Origin of the sequence: Thiocapsa sp. UBA6158, assembly GCF_002423035.1 — a bacterium.
Classification (GTDB): Bacteria; Pseudomonadota; Gammaproteobacteria; order Chromatiales; family Chromatiaceae; genus Thiocapsa.
Genome location: NZ_DIUM01000107.1, coordinates 1 through 16180 on the forward strand (window position 1 = coordinate 1; position 16180 = coordinate 16180).

Consider the following 16180-nt stretch of genomic DNA (forward strand, 5'->3'; position numbering starts at 1 on the left):
ACGGGCGTCAACTGCTCTTTTTAGGGTAATGTAAATAGGGGCGCTCCGCGAAGGGACGCAGGTCGCCCGCGGTGAAACGCTGTAGCAGTTTGCCGCTGTCGCGCTCGACCAGGTAGACACGCACCGCATCGAGCGTCGGAAAAGGCAGCTCCAGAAGTCGTCGTCCGCATTCTGACGAGTAGAGGTGGGTCTTGACCCACCAGACGGATGCGGTATAGCCGAGGTTCGGGTCCATCCCCAGGTCTTCGGCCTTGAACCGATCGGACCGCACTACGGTGTCCAGGTCCTGATCTCCGCTCGGATCCTCCAAGTATTGATAGTGCGGCCCCAAGACCAGACGCTCCTCGCCGTCGACCTGCACGACGGCCGCAAGGGCAACGGGCGTGAGCAAGGCGAGCGCAACCAACACTGCGGTGATCGACAACATGCCGGGAAGGAGCCGTCGGGGAGACAGGACGGCAAGGCGCAGACTAGGATGTTCAATCACCGGCTTTTTCCATCAAAATCCCGAACACCGATTCGATGATGTCGGAGGACGCCTGCCAGATAGACTACCAGATCCTCGCGATAGGATGGCACCCACGCAAAGCCCTCCAGAAAGCGCGCGCGGCCGGTGTCGGCGAGATCCCAAAAGGCGTCGTCCAGCTCCTCGGGCCGTCGCTCGGACGCCGCCTGCAGGGCCTCGCAGAAGCTCGCCTGGTCGGCCAACAAATCACGCATCGCGCACCGGGCGCGGTTTTGATCCGGCGTTGGGCTTTGAACGCGATTGCACCTTGATCAGCGATCTCACTCCAGCGAATCGATCTCGACGCATGCAACGCAGCGACCATGCTGCAAACTCGCGCCTGCGGATGCCGACCCCTTTCGCGCGAGCTCCTATCGACTTGACGCCCCCCGCCCGCCTGACTACCCTCGCGCGAGCGACGTAAACCCCGCAAAATGCATCGGTCGGGCAGCGGGCGCTCGGTCGGGCCTCCTGTGGACCTCTTCGACGGCCGTTGATCCGTCATCGCCTTGCCCTTCGGCCCGAGCCTACGGCCGATACCCCGGTGTATCGCTCGATCGGTCAAGCTGCGCGCGACGCCTTGTCCACCGCCATTACCTCATCGAGAATCAGCGTGTATCCCAAGTATTTCGGGCTCAAGGAACCCAGCTTCTCCATTGCGCCGGACCCCCATTATCTGTTCCTGAGCGAGCAGCATAAGGAGGCCCTCGCGCATCTTCTCTACGGGGCGGGGGAAAGCGGCGGCTTTGTTCTTCTCACCGGCGAGGTGGGGACGGGCAAGACAACCGTCTGTCGTGCCTTCCTGGAGCAGCTCCCTGAAGGGGTCGAGGTCGCCTTGATCCTCAACCCCGCGGTCACCGCCAACGAGCTGTTGCTCAACCTCTGCGACGAGTTTCGGATTCCGGTACCCGAAGGCGAGCGCTCGGTGAAGGCGTTGGTCGATCGGCTCAACGTCTATCTGCTGGACGCGCACGCCAAGGGCCGTCGACCCGTGCTCATCATCGACGAGGCGCAGAGCCTGCGCCCGAAGGTCCTGGAGCAGGTGCGTCTGCTCACCAATCTGGAGACGAGCAAGCACAAGCTCCTGCAGATCTTTCTGATCGGCCAACCTGAGTTGCGACGTCTGCTCGAGCGCGATGCGCTGCGCCAGATCAACCAACGTGTGACCGCGCGTTTCCACCTGCGGCCCTTCACGCGCGAGGAGACCGGCGACTATATCCGCCATCGGGTTGCGGTCGCCGGTGTCGACCGTCCCTTGTTTACCGCGGCGGCGATTCGACGGATCTACAGCTGCTCCGCCGGTGTCCCGCGCCTCGTGAACATCCTCTGCGATCGCGCGCTGCTCGGCGCCTGCGTGACGCGCAGCTCTCAGGTAACGCCGGCCATCGTCAAGCGCGCGGCGCGCGAGGTGCAGGGCGAGTCGATCGATAAGCCGCCTCGCCCGGCGGTGCGGCCCGGATTCGCTGCCGCCGCCGCCTTCGTTCTCGCGATGATCGCCGGCTGGCTCGGCTATGCCTGGGTGTCCGACGATGCCGCGGCGTTCCTGGCCAACCTGCTCCCGGGCGAGCGCACCCTCTCGGCCGCCGCGCCGCGACCCGAGCGTGCCGGCGAAGACTCGGAGCAGGACGCCGGCCCGGAATCGCCTCGTTCGCTGCTTGCTGCGTCCGACGGGGCTGCGGATGGGACGCTGCCCGGGTCGGTCGGTCTTGCGGCCTCCGGCGCGGCTGCTCCGGACGACGACGCCTCGCTCGACGGTGCAGCGGCGGACGCGCTGCCGCAGATCGACCCCGCGCGCTTCGAGCCGGACGTCCTCGCCGAGACGCTTGCCCGCATCGCGATGTCCGAGTCCGACGCACTGCGTCTGCTGTTGATGCGTTGGGGTGTGGAGGTCGAGAGCCTTCCGGCCGGCGACCCCTGCGGACGTGTCGCCTCGTTTGGGCTCAGGTGCGAGAGTGGGCGGGGCGACCTCGACGATCTTCGTCTTTTCGATCGTCCGGTCTTGCTCCGCGTTCAGGACGCGGAGGGCGCTCGGCGTTTCCTCGCCCTGAGCGCGCTCGATGAGTCGTTCGGCACGCTTGCCCTAGCGGGCGGGGACGAGCTGGCGCCGCTTGATCGGCTGGAGTCCGTCTGGACCGGCGATTACATCCTGGTGTGGCAGCCGCCGCCGACCGGGTCGACGCTGATCGGTCCGGGCACCTCGGGGGAGTCGGTGCGGTGGTTGCGGGATCTGTTGGCGAAGGTGCCGGCCTCGGGGCTTCCGGCCAGCGATTCCAATTACTACGATGCGGAGCTGACGCGCTCGGTTCGGGCGTTCCAGGCGTCGCGCGGTTTAATCACGGATGGGATCGCCGGTCCGCGCACACTCATTCAGTTGCACAACGCCGTGGATCTTCCCGGCGTGCCCAGGCTGGTCCGGATGTCCGACGCATCCGAGTCCGCGAGTACGGAGCCCACGGAGCCATGAGCTATATCCTGGAGGCGTTGAAGAAGTCTCAGCAGGAGCGCGAGCTCGGGCGCGTCCCGACGCTGGACACCAGCGGGATGTTCAGCGAGGACAAGGAGCCTGTGCCGACCAGACATTGGGGCTTGCTCGCCGTCGGCTTGGCGGCAGTGGCGGTGGTCATCGCGCTCTACGCGGTGTTGCGGACGCCCGCGCCCGTGCCCGTACCCGTACCCGTGCAGGCCGATGCCGAGCCCGCGGTGGCCCCGATGCCGATGTCGACATCCGCGCCGGGCCTCTCTGCAGCGGATTCCGGCCAAGCGCCTGCGGATGCGGTGCCGATGATCGCCTCGACCGGCGCCGATTCGTCTGCGTCTTCGCCCGAATCCTCGCAGGCGCAGACATCGCCGCGCCGTTCGGGGGGGGCGGACTCTTCGCCGCTTGTGCCCGGCGTCCCCGGTACCGACCCGGAGAGGTTCCCGGGCGAGGAGCCGGCGTTTGAGGCAGAACCGGATCCCTGGCTGGAACAGGAACTTCAGCGTCAGTTGGATGCCGAGCAGGCGGCCTATGCGGAGCCGCCCGCGCCGCTGCGCAGGCCGCAGCGTGCGGCCGTGCCGCCGGATCTGGTCGAAGACATCGAAAGCTTCAAGCAGCAGGTGCGTCGCGAGCAAGGCATCCCGCCCCCCGTGGAGCAGCGCCAGCCGGCGGACATCCGAGGGGACCCCACCAAACTGCGCCTGACGCCATTGCAGCAGGCGCAGCTGCCCGCCTATTTCATGACCGTGCATGTCTACGACGAGGATGCCGCCAAGCGCTTTGTGCTCATCAATGCACTGCGCTACGTCGAGGGCGAGGAGACCCGCGACGGGATTCGCGTCGAGCGTATCATCCCGGAGGGTGCGGTCTTGAGCTATCTGGGCAATCCCTTCTTCGTGCGTCGCTGACATGGAGTGGCGGGTGGTAAGTGGTGATTGGTTGGACACGAATTCTTGAAGCAACAGGCGGGCAAATTCCGTAAAGTGCGCAGCTCCGCGTTTTACACAATCCCGACCTCCTTAATCCCGACCCCGGCGCCGTTCCAATGACACAATCCAAGGCTCGCGACACCGACGCCATGCATCGCCACCTGCGCGATGTCGAGCGCCTGTTGGCGCGCCTGCGCTTGGTCGACACCCTAGTGCATCGTCAGCGGATGCCCCACCAGGAGCTGGTGGAGAACATCACCCACAGGCAGAACCTGGGTCGGTTGCGTCGTAAGCTCGATCGTCTGCATCCGGCGGATATCGCCTGTATCCTCGAAGCCTTGCCCGTCGAGGACCGTCTGTTCGTGTGGGATTTGGTCAAGGCCGAGAAAGACGGGGACATCCTGCTCGAGGTCTCCGATGCGGTCCGCACCACCCTGCTCGGGACCATGGACGCCGAGGAGATCAAGGCCGCAGCCGAGACCTTGGACGCCGACGAGCTGGCGGATCTGGCCCCCGATCTGCCGCCCGAGATCATGCAGGACGTCCTGGCCTCGCTCGATCAGGAGGAGCAGGAGCAGGTCCGCGCGGCCATGTCCTATCCCGAGGGCACGGTCGGTGCGCTGATGGACTTCGACATGGTGACGGTGCGCGAGGACGTCACCCTGGAAGTCGTCCTGCGGTATCTGCGCCGGTTCGAGACGCTGCCCGATCATACGGACAAGATCTTCGTCATCGACCGGGAGGAGCGCCTGCGCGGTGTCCTGACCCTGGAATCACTGCTGATCAACGACCCCGAGACCGAGGTCTCGAAGGTCATGCAGTCCAAGTCGATCGTGAGCTTCTCGCCGGACGACAGCGCCGATTCGGCCGCCACCGCCTTCGAGCGCTATGACCTGGTCTCGGTCCCCGTGTTGGACAGCGAAAACTGCGTGATCGGTCGCCTGACCGTCGCCGAGATGGTCGACCATATCCGGGAGGAATCCGAGGCCGAGATCCTCAGCAATGCCGGTCTGCGCGAGGAGGAAGACATCTTCGCGCCCGTGATCCGCTCGGTGAAGAACCGCTGGGCCTGGCTGGCCATCAACCTGGTGACCGCCTTCATCGCCTCGCGCGTCATCGACCTGTTCGAGGGCTCGATCGAGAAGCTGGTCGCGCTCGCCGCACTCATGCCGATCGTCGCGGGTATCGGCGGCAACGCGGGCAATCAGACCATCACCATGATCGTGCGCGCGATCGCGATGGGGCAGGTTCAACCGTCCGCGCTGTGGCGCCTGCTGCGCAAGGAGCTCGGCGTGGCCTTGATCAACGGCATCGTCTGGGGCGGGGTCGTCGGCGTGGCGGCCTGGCTGCTCTACGGCAACTACGAGCTGGGGCTGGTCATGACCGCGGCCATGATGCTGAATCTGCTCCTTGCGGCGACCGCCGGGGTGGTGATTCCACTGATCCGTCAACGGCTGGGTCGCGATCCGGCGCTCGGCAGCTCCGTGTTGATCACCGCCCTGACCGACTCGGGCGGCTTCTTCATCTTTCTCGGCTTGGCGAGCTTGTTTCTGTTCTAGCCCGGGACGGTCGCCGGGTTTGCTCGCCCGGAGGCGAGCAGGCCCTTCGGCGTGCCGCCGTGCCCCGGCGGCCGAGCCGAACCCGCGGAGCTCAAGGCCGACCGGAGAGGTCCGATCAGTTGCCGTAGACATACTCGTCGCCGCAACGACCTTGTTTCCAAAGGCCGGGTGGGCAGGAATAGGATGCCCCGTGACCTTCGGAATAGACCGGCCTGTCGTAGCCGTCGGTGGCGATCGCCGTGGCCGCGGCACCGGCGAGTCCGCTGCCGATGATGGCGGCATTGCGACCGCCGAGCTCGCCGCCGACAAAGGCGCCGAGTGCAGCACCGAGGCCGCCGCCGACGGCTGCACGGGTGCTTAATTGGTCCGCGCTCGCCGGGGTCGCCGCCACGAGCAGCGCGAAGGCCGGAGCGATCAACAATGCAGGCTTGCGATTGAACATACTCGATTCTCCTCGTCGGTCGATTGGGTCGCGAGTATGGTTGCAGATCCAAGCTGAACCGACGCTGAACGCTCCGCGGCCTTTTTCCCCTGTGGAGGATCACCGTGCAGTGGGTCGCTCGGTCCTGTCGGGCGCATCGATCGGAGCTTGAAATGACCCTAGGTCGAATCGCGGTGGCCGCACCGATCGCGATCGGGCTCGTCCTGATCGCGCTTGGATTCCTGCTGCCGGGCGGCGAGCGCTTGATCCGCGAGAATCTGCCTTTGGAGACGCATGTGACGGTCCTCGCGCAGGGCGATGACGGGACCATCCTTGCCGCCACCCAAGCCGGCGAAATCTGGCGCTTCGACGGCGACGGCTGGGAGCAGGAGGACGCCGGGCTCGAGGGTCGTCTGGTGCTGGCGATGCGCGGTGAGCCGAGTCGCCGTGCGGTCGGCACGGCGACCGGACTTCTGTCCACGACCGACCGTGCGCCGCCGCCCGGCAACCCGCGGGTCAGCGATGTCCTGGAGACCGAGGCAGGACTCCTGGCCGCGACACCCGAGGGTCTGTGGGTGCATGCCGAGGACACCTGGCACCGGCCGCTCTCGGGCGTGCCGCTGTATCGGCTGGCCAAGCAGCGGCGCGACGGTCGCATCCATCTGCACGCCGCAACGATCGGCGAGGGGGTCTACTCGGTCGCGATCGAAACGCTCTTGTCGCCCTGGACAGCGAACAGCCGCGGGCTTCCCGATGGCGTGAAGGCACTGTGTTTCGCCGAGACCGAAGGCGGCATGCTCCTCCTGGGGACGGATCGGGGTCTCTATCGGCAGAGCGTACCGGGCGAGACCTGGGCGGCGTTGGCACAGTTCCCGCGCGAGCGCCGCGTCCTCGCACTCTATCGTGCGTCGCCGGACGCGCGCGGACTGCAGCGGCTGTGGATCGGCACGGACGACGGCTTGTCCGCGCTCGATCTCGCGGAGACGCGCGAAGCGCTCTCGATCGCCGGCCCGCTGCGATCCTTCGATGCACTCTGGGAACCGCCCGAGACGGGCGTGAGCTGGATCATCCCGGTGGCCGGGGAGGGCCCGATGGTCAGTGCCGGGGCCGTTTATCGTTTAAGCGCGGTACGTTATCCGGGTTGGTACCGGTTGGTGCTGGCCGGTATCCTGTTGCTTCTCGTCGGCGGTTGGCTGTGGCTCGGATTCAACCCGGAGCCCGCCCGCGACGATTAACCCTTGTTCCGGATCGAGGTTGGACTATGGATCGCTTTACGCGAAACGCCGTGATCGGCTCGGGTGTGTTGGTTGTGCTGTTGATCCTGTCGCTGCTGCCTTGGGGCGGGATGGCGTTCGGTCCGCGCATCTGGCAGCTCAACGCTGTCTTGGAACGGGATCCCATCCTCGCGGAGTATCCGTACGACTTCAAGGCGCTGCTTTTTTTGAACGGCATCGTGACCCTGACGCGCCCCTACGACGCGGACGTTCCGATGGACGATGCCCTGGTCGCGATGGATCCGACACTGGCCGGCAAGCCCGCCGACGATCCGGCCTTCACCGCCGCTCGGGATCGGCTCCAGCGCACTGAGTTTCACGCCATCGGTTTGATGCTGGCCGAGCCCGATGTGGGCTCGATCGTCTGGGCGCTGGACCGGGCTTGGCTCAATGGTCGGGGGATCGCGTTCCCGGCTCCGAACCCCGCGCTCGGCGGGTCGATGTAGGTCGAACGGATCATGCAGCATTTCTATTTTCTGCTCGGACTGGGCGCGCTCGCGGCGCTCGCCTTCGGATTCAGCCTGTGGCACGGTTTCAGGCAGCGCAACCGCTTACCCTACCGTGTCGACGCCTTTCTGCTCTCGCCGACGCAGCGTGCCTTCGCTGCGGTGCTCGAGCGGGCCGTCGGGCAAGGCTATCGGGTCTACGCCAAGGTCCGTGCGGCCGACATCATCGAGGTCGAGCGCCGGCTCGATCGGCGTGCTCGCGAGCGCGCGGCCGAGCGCCTCGCCGAGCAGGTCTTCGATTTCGTGATCTGTACCCGGGAGTCGAGCGCCATCGCCTGTGCGGTGAATCTCGCGGCGCGCTCGCGGTTGTCCAGACGCCCGCCGAAGAACAGGCTCGATCGCATCTGCGCCGCGGCCAAGCTCCCCTTCGTGCGCTTTCGCGAGAGCGATGTCTATTCGGTTGTGGAGATCGAGGAGCAGGTGTTCTCGGCGATGCAGACGCTCAGAATCCACCCCCGTGCCGAGGAACTCTCGGCGCAAGATACCCGTGATGCGCTGCGTGACCTCTCGGACGTCATCGGCGAGAAGGTTCCGGGGCGAATCCGCACCAAGCGCTCGGCCTTGCCGACTCTCTCGACACACTCGACGGAGCAAGCAGCGCCGAGCGCGCCCGCTCCCATCAAGCCACGTACCCGCACCGAGCCTCGGTTGCACCTCGACGACGATCTCGACATCGGCCCCGAGGCGCGTATGCCCGAGCCCCGAATCGAGGTCGAATTCGACGAAGATCGCCCCAAACGCGCGAGGATCTAAACCGCGTCCGGAGCGACATGCGTCGTTTTCATGTTGCGTTTGGCTTTGGCGATGTCCTCGATCCCGGTGAGACGCGGTTTAAACCCTCTCCCCTCAACCTCCTGAACCGCGTCCCGACACGTTTTCAAGTAAGCGGTGCGTGAGAAAGCACCTCGCCATCACCCGAATCACCCCTGACGCGGTTCAGTCGGGTCGATCCAGATCCGCCCCTCGGAGACAACGAGCCGATAGGTCCGAATCGGCTCGTCCGCCGGCTCATCCATCGGCTCGCCCGTTTTCAGGCTGAAGCGGCTGCCGTGCAGCGAGCACTTGATCCGATCCCCGTCGAGACAGCCGTAGGAGAGCGGATAGTCCTCGTGGCTGCAGTTGTCCTCGACGGCATAAAAACGTCCGTCGACATTGGCGACGATGTACGCCTGGTTGTCCACGACGACCTTCAGGAATTTGCCGGGGGCGATCTCGTCCGTGCCGGCAACGGCGACATAGGGTGTGTCCATCGGCATCTCCTCAACGCACCCGTTTCGCCGCCTTGCCCGAATCCAGCACGTCGCGGATGCGCTCCGCGGCGACTTCCAGCGAGCCTTCGCGCCCGAGATGCCAGAGGATCAGCGCGCCCGCGAATACCAGGCTGTCGTAGGTCGGACCCTGCGCGCCTTCCAGGGCGGCGATACCCGTCTGGGCCGCGGCTCGCGCGGTCGCCAACACATCGACCGCCACAGCGATCTCGTCGCCCGGACGCGTGGTCTGGGGCAGATCCTCGGGCAAGGGAACAGCGCGCACCGACTGGGCGATCCCCAGAGCGGTCGGATCGACCTCGAAGGACTGCTCCTCCGACATCTGCTGATAGTTGAAACAGGTGCCCTTCTGGCGCAGCGATGGGATGACGCCGCCCTCGACGCCGCGGATCAGAAGTGCGGAATGAAAACCGGCATGACGCGCCAACATGGCATAGATGCGCGGATATGGTTTATGGACGTATCCCGTGACCAGATGGGTGTGCTTGCGCCCGTGGATCGGCCGGGCCAAGACCTCGACCGTGGTGATGGCCTGACGCTTGACGATGGTGGAGCGCAGATCGACCAGGTTGTGCAGCGGGGCGCAGAAGGCGCGTTGATCGACATAGCTCCAGCCGAGCGCGGGATCGGCCAGTCGCTCCGCGGCCTCGACCGGCGAGAGGTCGACCGGCACCCCGGCGGCGTCGAGGATGTGGCGATGCGTCACGCCGAACTTGGGTCCGACCGCATGAGCGCCGTGACTGAACGCCGGGACACCGCATTCGGCAAGCACGGGCATCAGGAAGGGCGATGCCGGCAGGCAGCGGTTGTAGCCGTCGTAGGGATCGGCGATGTCGACCACGTCATCCACGTCCGCCACGACATGACCCGTGGCCTCGCGCACCGCGTCCAGGATGCCCTTGAGCTCCTCGTCGGTCTCGCGCTTCATCCGCAGGGCGATCAAAAAGATACCGGCCTGCACCGGGTCGACCGCGTTGTCCAGGATGGCGCCCATACCGATGCGGGCCTCCTCCGTGGAGATGTCCTTGGAGAGCTCCGGACCGGTCGCGATGCGCTGGATGATCGAGCGCATCTGGGTCTTGGGGTCGCTCGATGCGCTGGCCTGACTATTCATGATTGTCCTCCGGGACCTGGCTGTATTTCGGTGTCGGCCGGCAGAGGCCGTGCGCGAACCGAGTCTGATCGCAGTGCCGGCCATTCTGGTGGCGCGGGCGTCGGATCTCAACGCGCGCGAACCCGAGCGGTTGGTGCAAGATACGGCCGTTCACCATTCGGAGTCGACACAGATGGTCCATTGCATTCGTCTGCCCCGGCGTGCGCTGTTCGGTATCCCGGCCCTGCTCGTCCTGTACTTCGCCGCCGGCTGTACGAGCCTGACGGTGCCTTGGACGGCGCCCGAGGTCGCGCTGCTCGGGGCACAGCCGAAGCTCCTCGGGCTCGATCGTCAGTCCTTTCTCGTCAATCTGGGTGTGAAGAACCCCAACGACCGCGCTCTTCCGATCAAGGGCTTGAGCTATCGGGTCCAGGTGGAAGGCCAAGACCTCGCCGAGGGCTCGAGCGAGCTCGCACGCCTGATCCCGGCGGGCGGGACCGAGCAGGTCGACGTGGAGGTCAACAGCAACCTGCTGGGTTTGCTGCCGAGCTTGCCCGGACTGCTGCTGACCAAGGACAGGCTCGCCTGGACGGTCAGCGGAATCGCCTACGTGGATGCCGCCGGGGTGCGTCTGCCCGTACCCTATCGGCACAGCGGCACGATTGCACCCGCGGCACTGGTCTCGGGTGCAGGGTTTTAGCAGCGCATGATCTGAATCGCGGCACGCCGATCATCGCCGAAGGTGTCGCGCGCGAGACCCAGCGCGACCTGCTGCTCGAGATAGGTTGCAGCCGGTTCCAGGGCTTCCTGTTCGGTCGACCCATGCCGCTCGACACGTTTCGTCGTGCGTTCGAGAGCGCATGCGCTCGAGGGGCGGTGCCTGGCGGGCCGGAACATCGCGTGGATCCCGTGCGCGAGCGGCTCAGCCGGCGTCGTGGTGTCGACTGTCTCGGCGACACTGCGGCGACGAGGCAACGTCCCGGTTTGACCCCGAGATCGGTCGGGTCTATTCTGCGCGGCGAAAGGGTGCCGGTTCCCTCGCGCAGCAATGCCCGACGGGATTAAAAGGGAACATGGTGTAAAGCCATGGCTGCCCCCGCAACTGTCAGCAGCGAGTCCTCCCCGCAAACCATGCCACTGGCCGCAACGCGCGTCTGGGAAGGCGAGGGCAGGGCGATGACCTGCGAGCCAGGAGACCTGCCGCTACCGCGAGTCCGATCGTTCAACCGGGCGGGGTGTCCCGGTGGCGAGACCGCATCCCCTCGGCGTCTTGTGCGGCCCCGGTACACCAGGGGTCTTGCCTGGCTCTTGCACCGAAGCGTCTCTCTCCGCCGCGACCCTTCGCCTCAGCGAGAGTCACGTATGCACATCATGGAAGGCTTTCTACCTCCGCTTCATGCCGCCGCCTGGACCGCAGCCTCGTTGCCCTTCCTGGTGGTCGGTGCTCGGCGCATCGCCCGGATCAGCCGGGAGCAGCCGCGAGCCAAATTGCTGCTCGCCAGCGCAGGCGCCTTCGCCTTCGTCCTCTCGGCGCTAAAGATTCCCTCGGTCACCGGCAGCTGCTCGCATCCCACGGGCACCGGGCTCGGGGCCGTCCTGTTCGGGCCCTCGGTGATGGCGGTGCTCGGGGCCATCGTGCTCCTGTTTCAGGCCCTGTTGCTCGCCCACGGCGGGCTGACCACCTTGGGCGCCAACATCTTCTCCATGGCCATCGTCGGGCCCTGGGTTGCCTACGGGTGCTTTCGGCTGGCGCGCCCCTTGGGGCTCGGCGTCGCGGTCTTCTGTGCGGCCATGCTGGGGAATCTGGCGACCTACCTTGTCACCACCGGCCAGCTCGCCTTGGCCTTCCCGGATCCGGTCAGCGGTTTTGCCGGGGCCTTGACCAAGTTCGGCGGGATCTTCGCGCTCACTCAGGTCCCGCTGGCCGTGATCGAGGGACTGCTCACCGTCGTCGTGGTCAACCTGCTGGTTCGCTACAACCGAGATGATCTGAACGAGGTCGGATTCGACCGTCGGTCGGGTTTTGGTCAGGAGCTCGGCGCGGCCGGGAGGGCCTGAGATGACCCGCACCAACCTCATCCTGCTCGGTCTGGTCCTCGTCCTGGCCGTGATGCCTCTGCTCTTGCCCGTGACGGGCGAGCTCGCCGAGCCCTTCTCCGGGGCCGACGGCCAGGCGCAGGCGGCGATCTCGGAGGCGCATCCGGACTATTTGCCCTGGTTCGAGCCGCTTTGGGAGCCGCCGAGCGGCGAGATCGAGTCGCTGTTGTTTACCCTGCAAGCGGCCTTGGGAGCCGGGTTGCTCGGCTTCTATCTGGGGCTGCGTCGTGGTCAATCGCAACCCTCGAAACGGGTGGACGCTCGGGACTCCGGTGCTCGGCCCGACCGCACCTCGGCCGATGCTCCCGATTGACCATTACGCCTGGAACAACCGCTGGAGCGACCATCACCCCGGCGAGCGAATCCTGCTCTTCGGGGGGCTACTCCTCCTCACGGTGATCCTTCCGCCCCTGTCGAGCGCGCCCCTCGTCCTGATCGTCATGAGCGCGGCCACGGTGATCGGGGCCGGTGTTCCCTTGGCGGCCTTCTTGCGCACACTCGCCATTCCCGGCGGATTCCTGCTGGCGGGGCTGCCCTTTCTGGCCCTGTCCCTGGACTTCTCGCCCGGCCCGCGCCTGGCCTTCTCCGCGGAGGGGGCCCGTGTGGCGCTGGAGGTCGGCCTGCGTTCGCTCGCGGCCATGTCCTGTCTCGCCGGTCTGGCACTGACCACGCCCGTGTCCGAGCTGATTCCCGGGCTGCGTCGCGTCGGGGTGCCTCAGCCGGTGGTGGAGATCGCACTGCTCATGTATCGGCTGCTGTTCGTGGCGACTGGGCAGGCGATTGCCGGGCGTCGGGCCCAAGAGGCCCGGCTCGGCTACGGCACCCTGCGCCGCGGAATTCGCTCGCTCGGCGTGCTGGCGGCGACCTTGTTCGGCCGCTCGCTGGCGCGGGCGCGACGGCTCGAGATCGGCCTCGCCGCCCGCGGCTTCGAGGGCGAGCTGAAGGTGCTGACCCCGCCGCGCGCCCTGTCGGCAACGCGAGTTGTGCTGGCCGGCACGACCCTGTTGCTGGTGGGTGCGACCGATCTTGCGCTCGGGCGGCTTCTGCCGTGAGCGCGCCGATCCTCGAGGTCGAAGGTCTCCGCTACGACTACCCCGGCGGCGCCGCCGCGCTGCAGGGCCTGGACCTGCGGGTCGAGCGCGGGCGTCGGCTGGCACTCTTGGGCGCCAACGGCTGCGGCAAGACCACGCTGCTCCTGCATCTGAACGGTACCCTGAGGCCCCGGGCGGGCGCCTTGCGTCTCGACGGCCGCCCCGCCGCGTACGACCGCCGGGCGCTGGCCGACTGGCGCGGTCGCGTCGGACTGGTCCTCCAGGAACCGGATGACCAACTCTTCTCCGCGACTGTCTATCAGGATGTCTCCTTCGGTCCGCTCAATCAGGGGCTGTCCGAGTCCAGGGCCCACGTCCGTGTGATGGAGGCCCTGTCCGCTCTGGACATCGGTCACCTGGCCGAGCGCCCGACCCATCTCTTGAGCTTCGGGCAGAAGAAGCGTGCCGCTATCGCCGGGGTGCTGGCGATGGGTCCCGAGCTTCTCATCCTGGACGAGCCCGACGCAGGCTTGGACGGACAAGGCGTCGTGCAGCTGCGTCTCGCCCTGGATGCACTCCATGCCCAAGGTGCCACCCTGGTCTTCGCCACCCACGACGTCGATCTGGCCTACGCTTGGGCGGACGAGGTGGCGATCCTGGTCGAAGGCCGGCTGCTGCGTCAGGGCGATCCGGCCGAGATCCTGGGCGACCCCGCGCTGCTTGCCGCCGCCGGGCTTGCGATGCCGGTGCTGCTGCAGTTGGCCCGGGCGCTGTGCCGGACGCAATCTTGGAGTGACGGACGTGCGCCGCGCACGGCGGAGGCATTGATCGCCATCTTGAGCGACGCGGCGGCCACCGACCGGCTGCCGGCTTAATCGATCAAGACGGCCCGACGCGCCGGAATCCTCGCGGCAGGCGATCGATCCGCAGCCGTCATCAAACCTTCATTTTGCTCAATATTCGTTTTGGGGTATGTTTCCGGCCGTGACGATTCAACCGACCGATTTTTTTGCAGCGCTGGCTCACGAGACGCGCCTGCGTTGCCTGATCCTGCTGATGCGTCACCCCGAGCTCTGTGTCTGCGAGCTGACGCATGCCATCGGGGCGGTTCAACCGCATGTGTCCAGACATCTCGCGCAGCTGCGCGAGCTGGGTCTGGTGACGGATCGACGCGAGGGCTTGTGGATCTTCTATCGCGTGAGCCCGGTGCTGCCGGATTGGGTCGCTGCCGTGCTGCGCGAGACGTTCGATGCGGTGTGCGGCGAGCGGCCATTCGTGGAGGACGATCGGGTGTTGGCGCTGATGGCGAACCGACCGGGTGTTCCCCGCTGCGCCTGATCCGGGCGTGGTGTATGGCTCGGCCCCCGCTTTGGTTCGCGCACACTCGCAGTTTCGCACCGCTATCGCGGTCAATCATCGGACGCTCGTCCGGCGAGATTTCACCCAACGAGGAACGATCCATGGTCGAGAGACCCTACAAGGTGCTGTTTTTGTGCACCGGCAATTCGGCACGCAGCATCTTCGGCGAATGCATCGTCAACCGCTTCGGCCGTGGTCAGTTCAATGGCTACAGCGCCGGGAGTCATCCGAAGGGCGAGGTGCATCCGCTCGCCCTCGAGGTCCTTCGGCGCAACAACTACCTGACCGATGACCTGCGCAGTAAGGACTGGGCCGAGTTTGCCGAACCGGGCGCGCCGGAGATGGATTTTGTCTTCACGGTCTGCGATCGCGCCGCGGCGGAGAGATGTCCGGTCTGGCCGGGGCAGCCGATGACCGCCCATTGGGGGGTGCCGGATCCTGCCGAGATCGAGGGCAACGAGGTCGCGCGCATGATGGCGTTTCGCCATGCCTTCGCCGCGCTTCAGAATCGGATCCAGATCTTTCTCAGCCTGCCGCTCGCGTCCTTGGATCGGCTCAAGCTGCAACGCGAGCTCGACGCGATCGGGCGTACGCCGCTTCCCGCGTCGGAGCCGATCGAAACCCTGTTGTCGGAATCGGAGGGACGATGAGCGTCCGCATCGGGATCAACGGCTTCGGCCGCATGGGGCGACTGGGGCTGCGCGCGGCTTGGGGTCGGAACGGTCTGGAGTTTGTCCGGATCAACGAGATCGCCACGCACGCCGCCGGATCGGCGCATCTGCTGAAGTTCGACTCGGTCCACGGCGTTTGGGGCCCCGACTGCGCTGGAGAGGACGACGCGATCCGGATCGACGACCGGTCGATCGCCTACAGCCGAAACCCGGCGCTGGCCGACACCGATTGGTCGGACTGCGACATCGTCATCGAGGCGACGGGCAAACACCACAAGAAGCCCGAGACGCTTCAGGGCTACTTCGATCAAGGGGTCAAAAAGGTTCTGGTCGCGGCGCCCACCGATGGCGCGCTGAACATCGTCTACGGCGTCAATCATCACCTCTATGACCCGGCCGAGCATCATCTTGTCACGGCCGCGTCCTGCACGACCAACTGTCTGGCCCCTGTGGTGAAGGTGATGCACGAGCGGATCGGGATCCGCCACGGCACCATGACGACCATCCACGACATCACCAACACCCAGCGGATCGTCGATCTCGGGCACAAGGATCTGCGTCGCGCGCGTGCCTGCGGGCAGTCGTTGATCCCGACCAGCACCGGCTCGGCCAAGGCGATCACCAAGATCTTCCCGGAGCTGACGGGCAAGTTGAACGGCTTGGCCGTGCGCGTGCCCCTGCTCAACGCCTCGCTGACCGACTTCGTCTTCGAGGCCGCGCGTGCGGTGACGGTCGAGGAGGTCAACGGCTACTTCAAGACGGCGGCGGAAGGCGAGCTGGCCGGGATCCTCGGTTACGAGGAGCGTCCGCTGGTCTCGGTCGACTACAAGGACGATCCGCGCTCGTCGATCGTCGACGCGCTCTCCACCATGGTTATCGACGAGACGCAGGTGAAGGTGTTGGCTTGGTACGACAACGAATGGGGCTATGTGAATCGGATGATGGAGATCGCGCGGATGTTGGGAGAGGGGCTCTAGCCGGGAGGATGGGT

General features: G+C 66.2%; 20 protein-coding genes and 1 riboswitch. Of the genes, 14 read left to right on the plus strand and 6 right to left on the minus strand.

The annotated features are described in order from the left end of the window. Positions 1-7 precede the first annotated feature (7 nt). Positions 8-487 (minus strand): 7TMR-DISMED2 domain-containing protein, encoded by a 480-nt coding sequence (locus tag B4N44_RS14500; RefSeq protein ID WP_296702164.1) that lies wholly within the window; start codon positions 485-487, stop codon positions 8-10. Further along, complete coding sequence (locus B4N44_RS14505) at positions 484-720, minus strand: hypothetical protein (protein WP_296702166.1); 237 nt, start codon at positions 718-720, stop codon at positions 484-486. Before B4N44_RS14505 ends, B4N44_RS14500 begins: the two co-directional genes overlap by 4 nt. A 398-nt stretch (positions 721-1118) precedes the next feature. On the opposite strand from B4N44_RS14505, the gene B4N44_RS14510 reads away from it, so the two are divergent. The 3 genes from B4N44_RS14510 (at position 1119) to mgtE (ending at position 5469) form a co-directional block, all read left to right on the plus strand. Next, positions 1119-2969: an ExeA family protein gene (locus B4N44_RS14510; protein WP_296702169.1), complete on the plus strand. Its 1851-nt coding sequence runs from the start codon at positions 1119-1121 to the stop codon at positions 2967-2969. After that, the gene (locus tag B4N44_RS14515; RefSeq protein WP_296702172.1) at positions 2966-3889 is read left to right on the plus strand and encodes a general secretion pathway protein GspB; all 924 of its coding nucleotides are present in this window, start codon (positions 2966-2968) and stop codon (positions 3887-3889) included. The genes B4N44_RS14510 and B4N44_RS14515 overlap by 4 nt, the downstream gene beginning before the upstream one ends. Positions 3890-4026: 137 nt before the next feature. Then, complete coding sequence (gene mgtE, locus B4N44_RS14520) at positions 4027-5469, plus strand: magnesium transporter (protein WP_296702174.1); 1443 nt, start codon at positions 4027-4029, stop codon at positions 5467-5469. Positions 5470-5584: 115 nt separating this feature from the next. On the opposite strand, the gene B4N44_RS14525 is transcribed toward mgtE, so the two are convergent. Further along, entirely contained in the window at positions 5585-5911 is a 327-nt protein-coding gene (locus B4N44_RS14525; RefSeq protein ID WP_296702177.1) for a hypothetical protein, read from the minus strand. A gap of 152 nt (positions 5912-6063) precedes the next feature. Between B4N44_RS14525 and B4N44_RS14530 the strand changes: the two genes are divergently transcribed. The 3 genes from B4N44_RS14530 to B4N44_RS14540 are packed head-to-tail and all read left to right on the plus strand — an operon-like array spanning position 6064 to position 8423. Beyond that, complete coding sequence (locus B4N44_RS14530; protein ID WP_296702179.1) at positions 6064-7125, plus strand: ABC transporter substrate-binding protein; 1062 nt, start codon at positions 6064-6066, stop codon at positions 7123-7125. Positions 7126-7151: 26 nt separating this feature from the next. Further along, a complete protein-coding gene (locus B4N44_RS14535; protein ID WP_296702180.1) occupies positions 7152-7610 on the plus strand; it encodes a hypothetical protein in 459 nt (152 codons plus the stop codon). A 12-nt stretch (positions 7611-7622) separates the two neighbouring features. After that, positions 7623-8423, plus strand: a complete 801-nt coding sequence (locus tag B4N44_RS14540; protein WP_296702183.1) for a DUF2726 domain-containing protein — start codon at positions 7623-7625, stop codon at positions 8421-8423. A gap of 167 nt (positions 8424-8590) precedes the next feature. Here B4N44_RS14540 and B4N44_RS14545 read toward each other — a convergent pair whose 3' ends face one another. Both B4N44_RS14545 and B4N44_RS14550 read right to left on the minus strand, forming a co-directional pair. Continuing rightward, the gene (locus B4N44_RS14545) at positions 8591-8920 is read right to left on the minus strand and encodes a non-heme iron oxygenase ferredoxin subunit (protein WP_296702185.1); all 330 of its coding nucleotides are present in this window, start codon (positions 8918-8920) and stop codon (positions 8591-8593) included. A 10-nt stretch (positions 8921-8930) separates the two neighbouring features. Next, positions 8931-10052 carry an anthranilate phosphoribosyltransferase gene (locus B4N44_RS14550; protein WP_296702188.1) on the minus strand — a complete coding sequence of 374 codons (1122 nt, stop codon included), beginning with the start codon at positions 10050-10052 and terminating at the stop codon, positions 8931-8933. A gap of 172 nt (positions 10053-10224) precedes the next feature. On the opposite strand from B4N44_RS14550, the gene B4N44_RS14555 reads away from it, so the two are divergent. Beyond that, positions 10225-10731, plus strand: coding sequence for an LEA type 2 family protein (locus B4N44_RS14555; protein ID WP_296702191.1), 507 nt, complete (start codon positions 10225-10227; stop codon positions 10729-10731). On the opposite strand, the gene B4N44_RS14560 is transcribed toward B4N44_RS14555, so the two are convergent. Beyond that, the gene (locus B4N44_RS14560; RefSeq protein ID WP_296702193.1) at positions 10728-10928 is read right to left on the minus strand and encodes a hypothetical protein; all 201 of its coding nucleotides are present in this window, start codon (positions 10926-10928) and stop codon (positions 10728-10730) included. The genes B4N44_RS14555 and B4N44_RS14560 overlap by 4 nt on opposite strands. Positions 10929-11049: 121 nt before the next feature. Further along, positions 11050-11250: riboswitch (cobalamin riboswitch) on the plus strand. A gap of 143 nt (positions 11251-11393) precedes the next feature. Between B4N44_RS14560 and B4N44_RS14565 the strand changes: the two genes are divergently transcribed. The 7 genes from B4N44_RS14565 to B4N44_RS14595 all read left to right on the plus strand — a co-directional run bounded on the left by B4N44_RS14565 (position 11394) and on the right by B4N44_RS14595 (position 16166). After that, a complete protein-coding gene (locus B4N44_RS14565) occupies positions 11394-12089 on the plus strand; it encodes an energy-coupling factor ABC transporter permease (RefSeq protein ID WP_296702195.1) in 696 nt (231 codons plus the stop codon). A 1-nt stretch (position 12090) separates the two neighbouring features. Next, positions 12091-12441: an energy-coupling factor ABC transporter substrate-binding protein gene (locus B4N44_RS14570; protein WP_296702198.1), complete on the plus strand. Its 351-nt coding sequence runs from the start codon at positions 12091-12093 to the stop codon at positions 12439-12441. Continuing rightward, positions 12428-13180, plus strand: a complete 753-nt coding sequence (gene cbiQ / locus B4N44_RS14575; protein WP_296702202.1) for a cobalt ECF transporter T component CbiQ — start codon at positions 12428-12430, stop codon at positions 13178-13180. Before B4N44_RS14570 ends, cbiQ begins: the two co-directional genes overlap by 14 nt. Continuing rightward, complete coding sequence (locus B4N44_RS14580; protein WP_296702205.1) at positions 13177-14034, plus strand: energy-coupling factor ABC transporter ATP-binding protein; 858 nt, start codon at positions 13177-13179, stop codon at positions 14032-14034. The genes cbiQ and B4N44_RS14580 overlap by 4 nt, the downstream gene beginning before the upstream one ends. Positions 14035-14131: 97 nt before the next feature. Continuing rightward, positions 14132-14497, plus strand: coding sequence for a metalloregulator ArsR/SmtB family transcription factor (locus B4N44_RS14585; RefSeq protein ID WP_296702207.1), 366 nt, complete (start codon positions 14132-14134; stop codon positions 14495-14497). A 122-nt stretch (positions 14498-14619) separates the two neighbouring features. Next, complete coding sequence (locus B4N44_RS14590; protein ID WP_296702209.1) at positions 14620-15168, plus strand: arsenate reductase ArsC; 549 nt, start codon at positions 14620-14622, stop codon at positions 15166-15168. Continuing rightward, on the plus strand, positions 15165-16166 hold the full coding sequence (locus B4N44_RS14595) for an ArsJ-associated glyceraldehyde-3-phosphate dehydrogenase (protein ID WP_296702211.1): 1002 nt from the start codon (positions 15165-15167) through the stop codon (positions 16164-16166). The genes B4N44_RS14590 and B4N44_RS14595 overlap by 4 nt, the downstream gene beginning before the upstream one ends. Positions 16167-16180 lie beyond the last annotated feature (14 nt).

What these genes read in the sequence shown, in the direction of transcription:
- B4N44_RS14515 (WP_296702172.1), top strand. Translation starts at nt 2,966, where the DNA reads ATGAGCTATATCCTGGAGGCGTTGAAGAAGTCTCAGCAGGAGCGCGAG.
- B4N44_RS14585 (WP_296702207.1), top strand. Translation starts at nt 14,132, where the DNA reads ATGTTTCCGGCCGTGACGATTCAACCGACCGATTTTTTTGCAGCGCTG.
- B4N44_RS14590 (WP_296702209.1), top strand. Translation starts at nt 14,620, where the DNA reads ATGGTCGAGAGACCCTACAAGGTGCTGTTTTTGTGCACCGGCAATTCG.
- B4N44_RS14550 (WP_296702188.1), bottom strand. Translation starts at nt 10,052, where the DNA reads ATGAATAGTCAGGCCAGCGCATCGAGCGACCCCAAGACCCAGATGCGC.
- B4N44_RS14555 (WP_296702191.1), top strand. Translation starts at nt 10,225, where the DNA reads ATGGTCCATTGCATTCGTCTGCCCCGGCGTGCGCTGTTCGGTATCCCG.
- B4N44_RS14505 (WP_296702166.1), bottom strand. Translation starts at nt 720, where the DNA reads ATGCGTGATTTGTTGGCCGACCAGGCGAGCTTCTGCGAGGCCCTGCAG.
- B4N44_RS14525 (WP_296702177.1), bottom strand. Translation starts at nt 5,911, where the DNA reads ATGTTCAATCGCAAGCCTGCATTGTTGATCGCTCCGGCCTTCGCGCTG.
- mgtE (WP_296702174.1), top strand. Translation starts at nt 4,027, where the DNA reads ATGACACAATCCAAGGCTCGCGACACCGACGCCATGCATCGCCACCTG.
- B4N44_RS14530 (WP_296702179.1), top strand. Translation starts at nt 6,064, where the DNA reads ATGACCCTAGGTCGAATCGCGGTGGCCGCACCGATCGCGATCGGGCTC.
- B4N44_RS14570 (WP_296702198.1), top strand. Translation starts at nt 12,091, where the DNA reads ATGACCCGCACCAACCTCATCCTGCTCGGTCTGGTCCTCGTCCTGGCC.
- B4N44_RS14565 (WP_296702195.1), top strand. Translation starts at nt 11,394, where the DNA reads ATGCACATCATGGAAGGCTTTCTACCTCCGCTTCATGCCGCCGCCTGG.
- B4N44_RS14535 (WP_296702180.1), top strand. Translation starts at nt 7,152, where the DNA reads ATGGATCGCTTTACGCGAAACGCCGTGATCGGCTCGGGTGTGTTGGTT.
- cbiQ (WP_296702202.1), top strand. Translation starts at nt 12,428, where the DNA reads ATGCTCCCGATTGACCATTACGCCTGGAACAACCGCTGGAGCGACCAT.
- B4N44_RS14595 (WP_296702211.1), top strand. Translation starts at nt 15,165, where the DNA reads ATGAGCGTCCGCATCGGGATCAACGGCTTCGGCCGCATGGGGCGACTG.
- B4N44_RS14560 (WP_296702193.1), bottom strand. Translation starts at nt 10,928, where the DNA reads ATGTTCCGGCCCGCCAGGCACCGCCCCTCGAGCGCATGCGCTCTCGAA.
- B4N44_RS14540 (WP_296702183.1), top strand. Translation starts at nt 7,623, where the DNA reads ATGCAGCATTTCTATTTTCTGCTCGGACTGGGCGCGCTCGCGGCGCTC.
- B4N44_RS14545 (WP_296702185.1), bottom strand. Translation starts at nt 8,920, where the DNA reads ATGGACACACCCTATGTCGCCGTTGCCGGCACGGACGAGATCGCCCCC.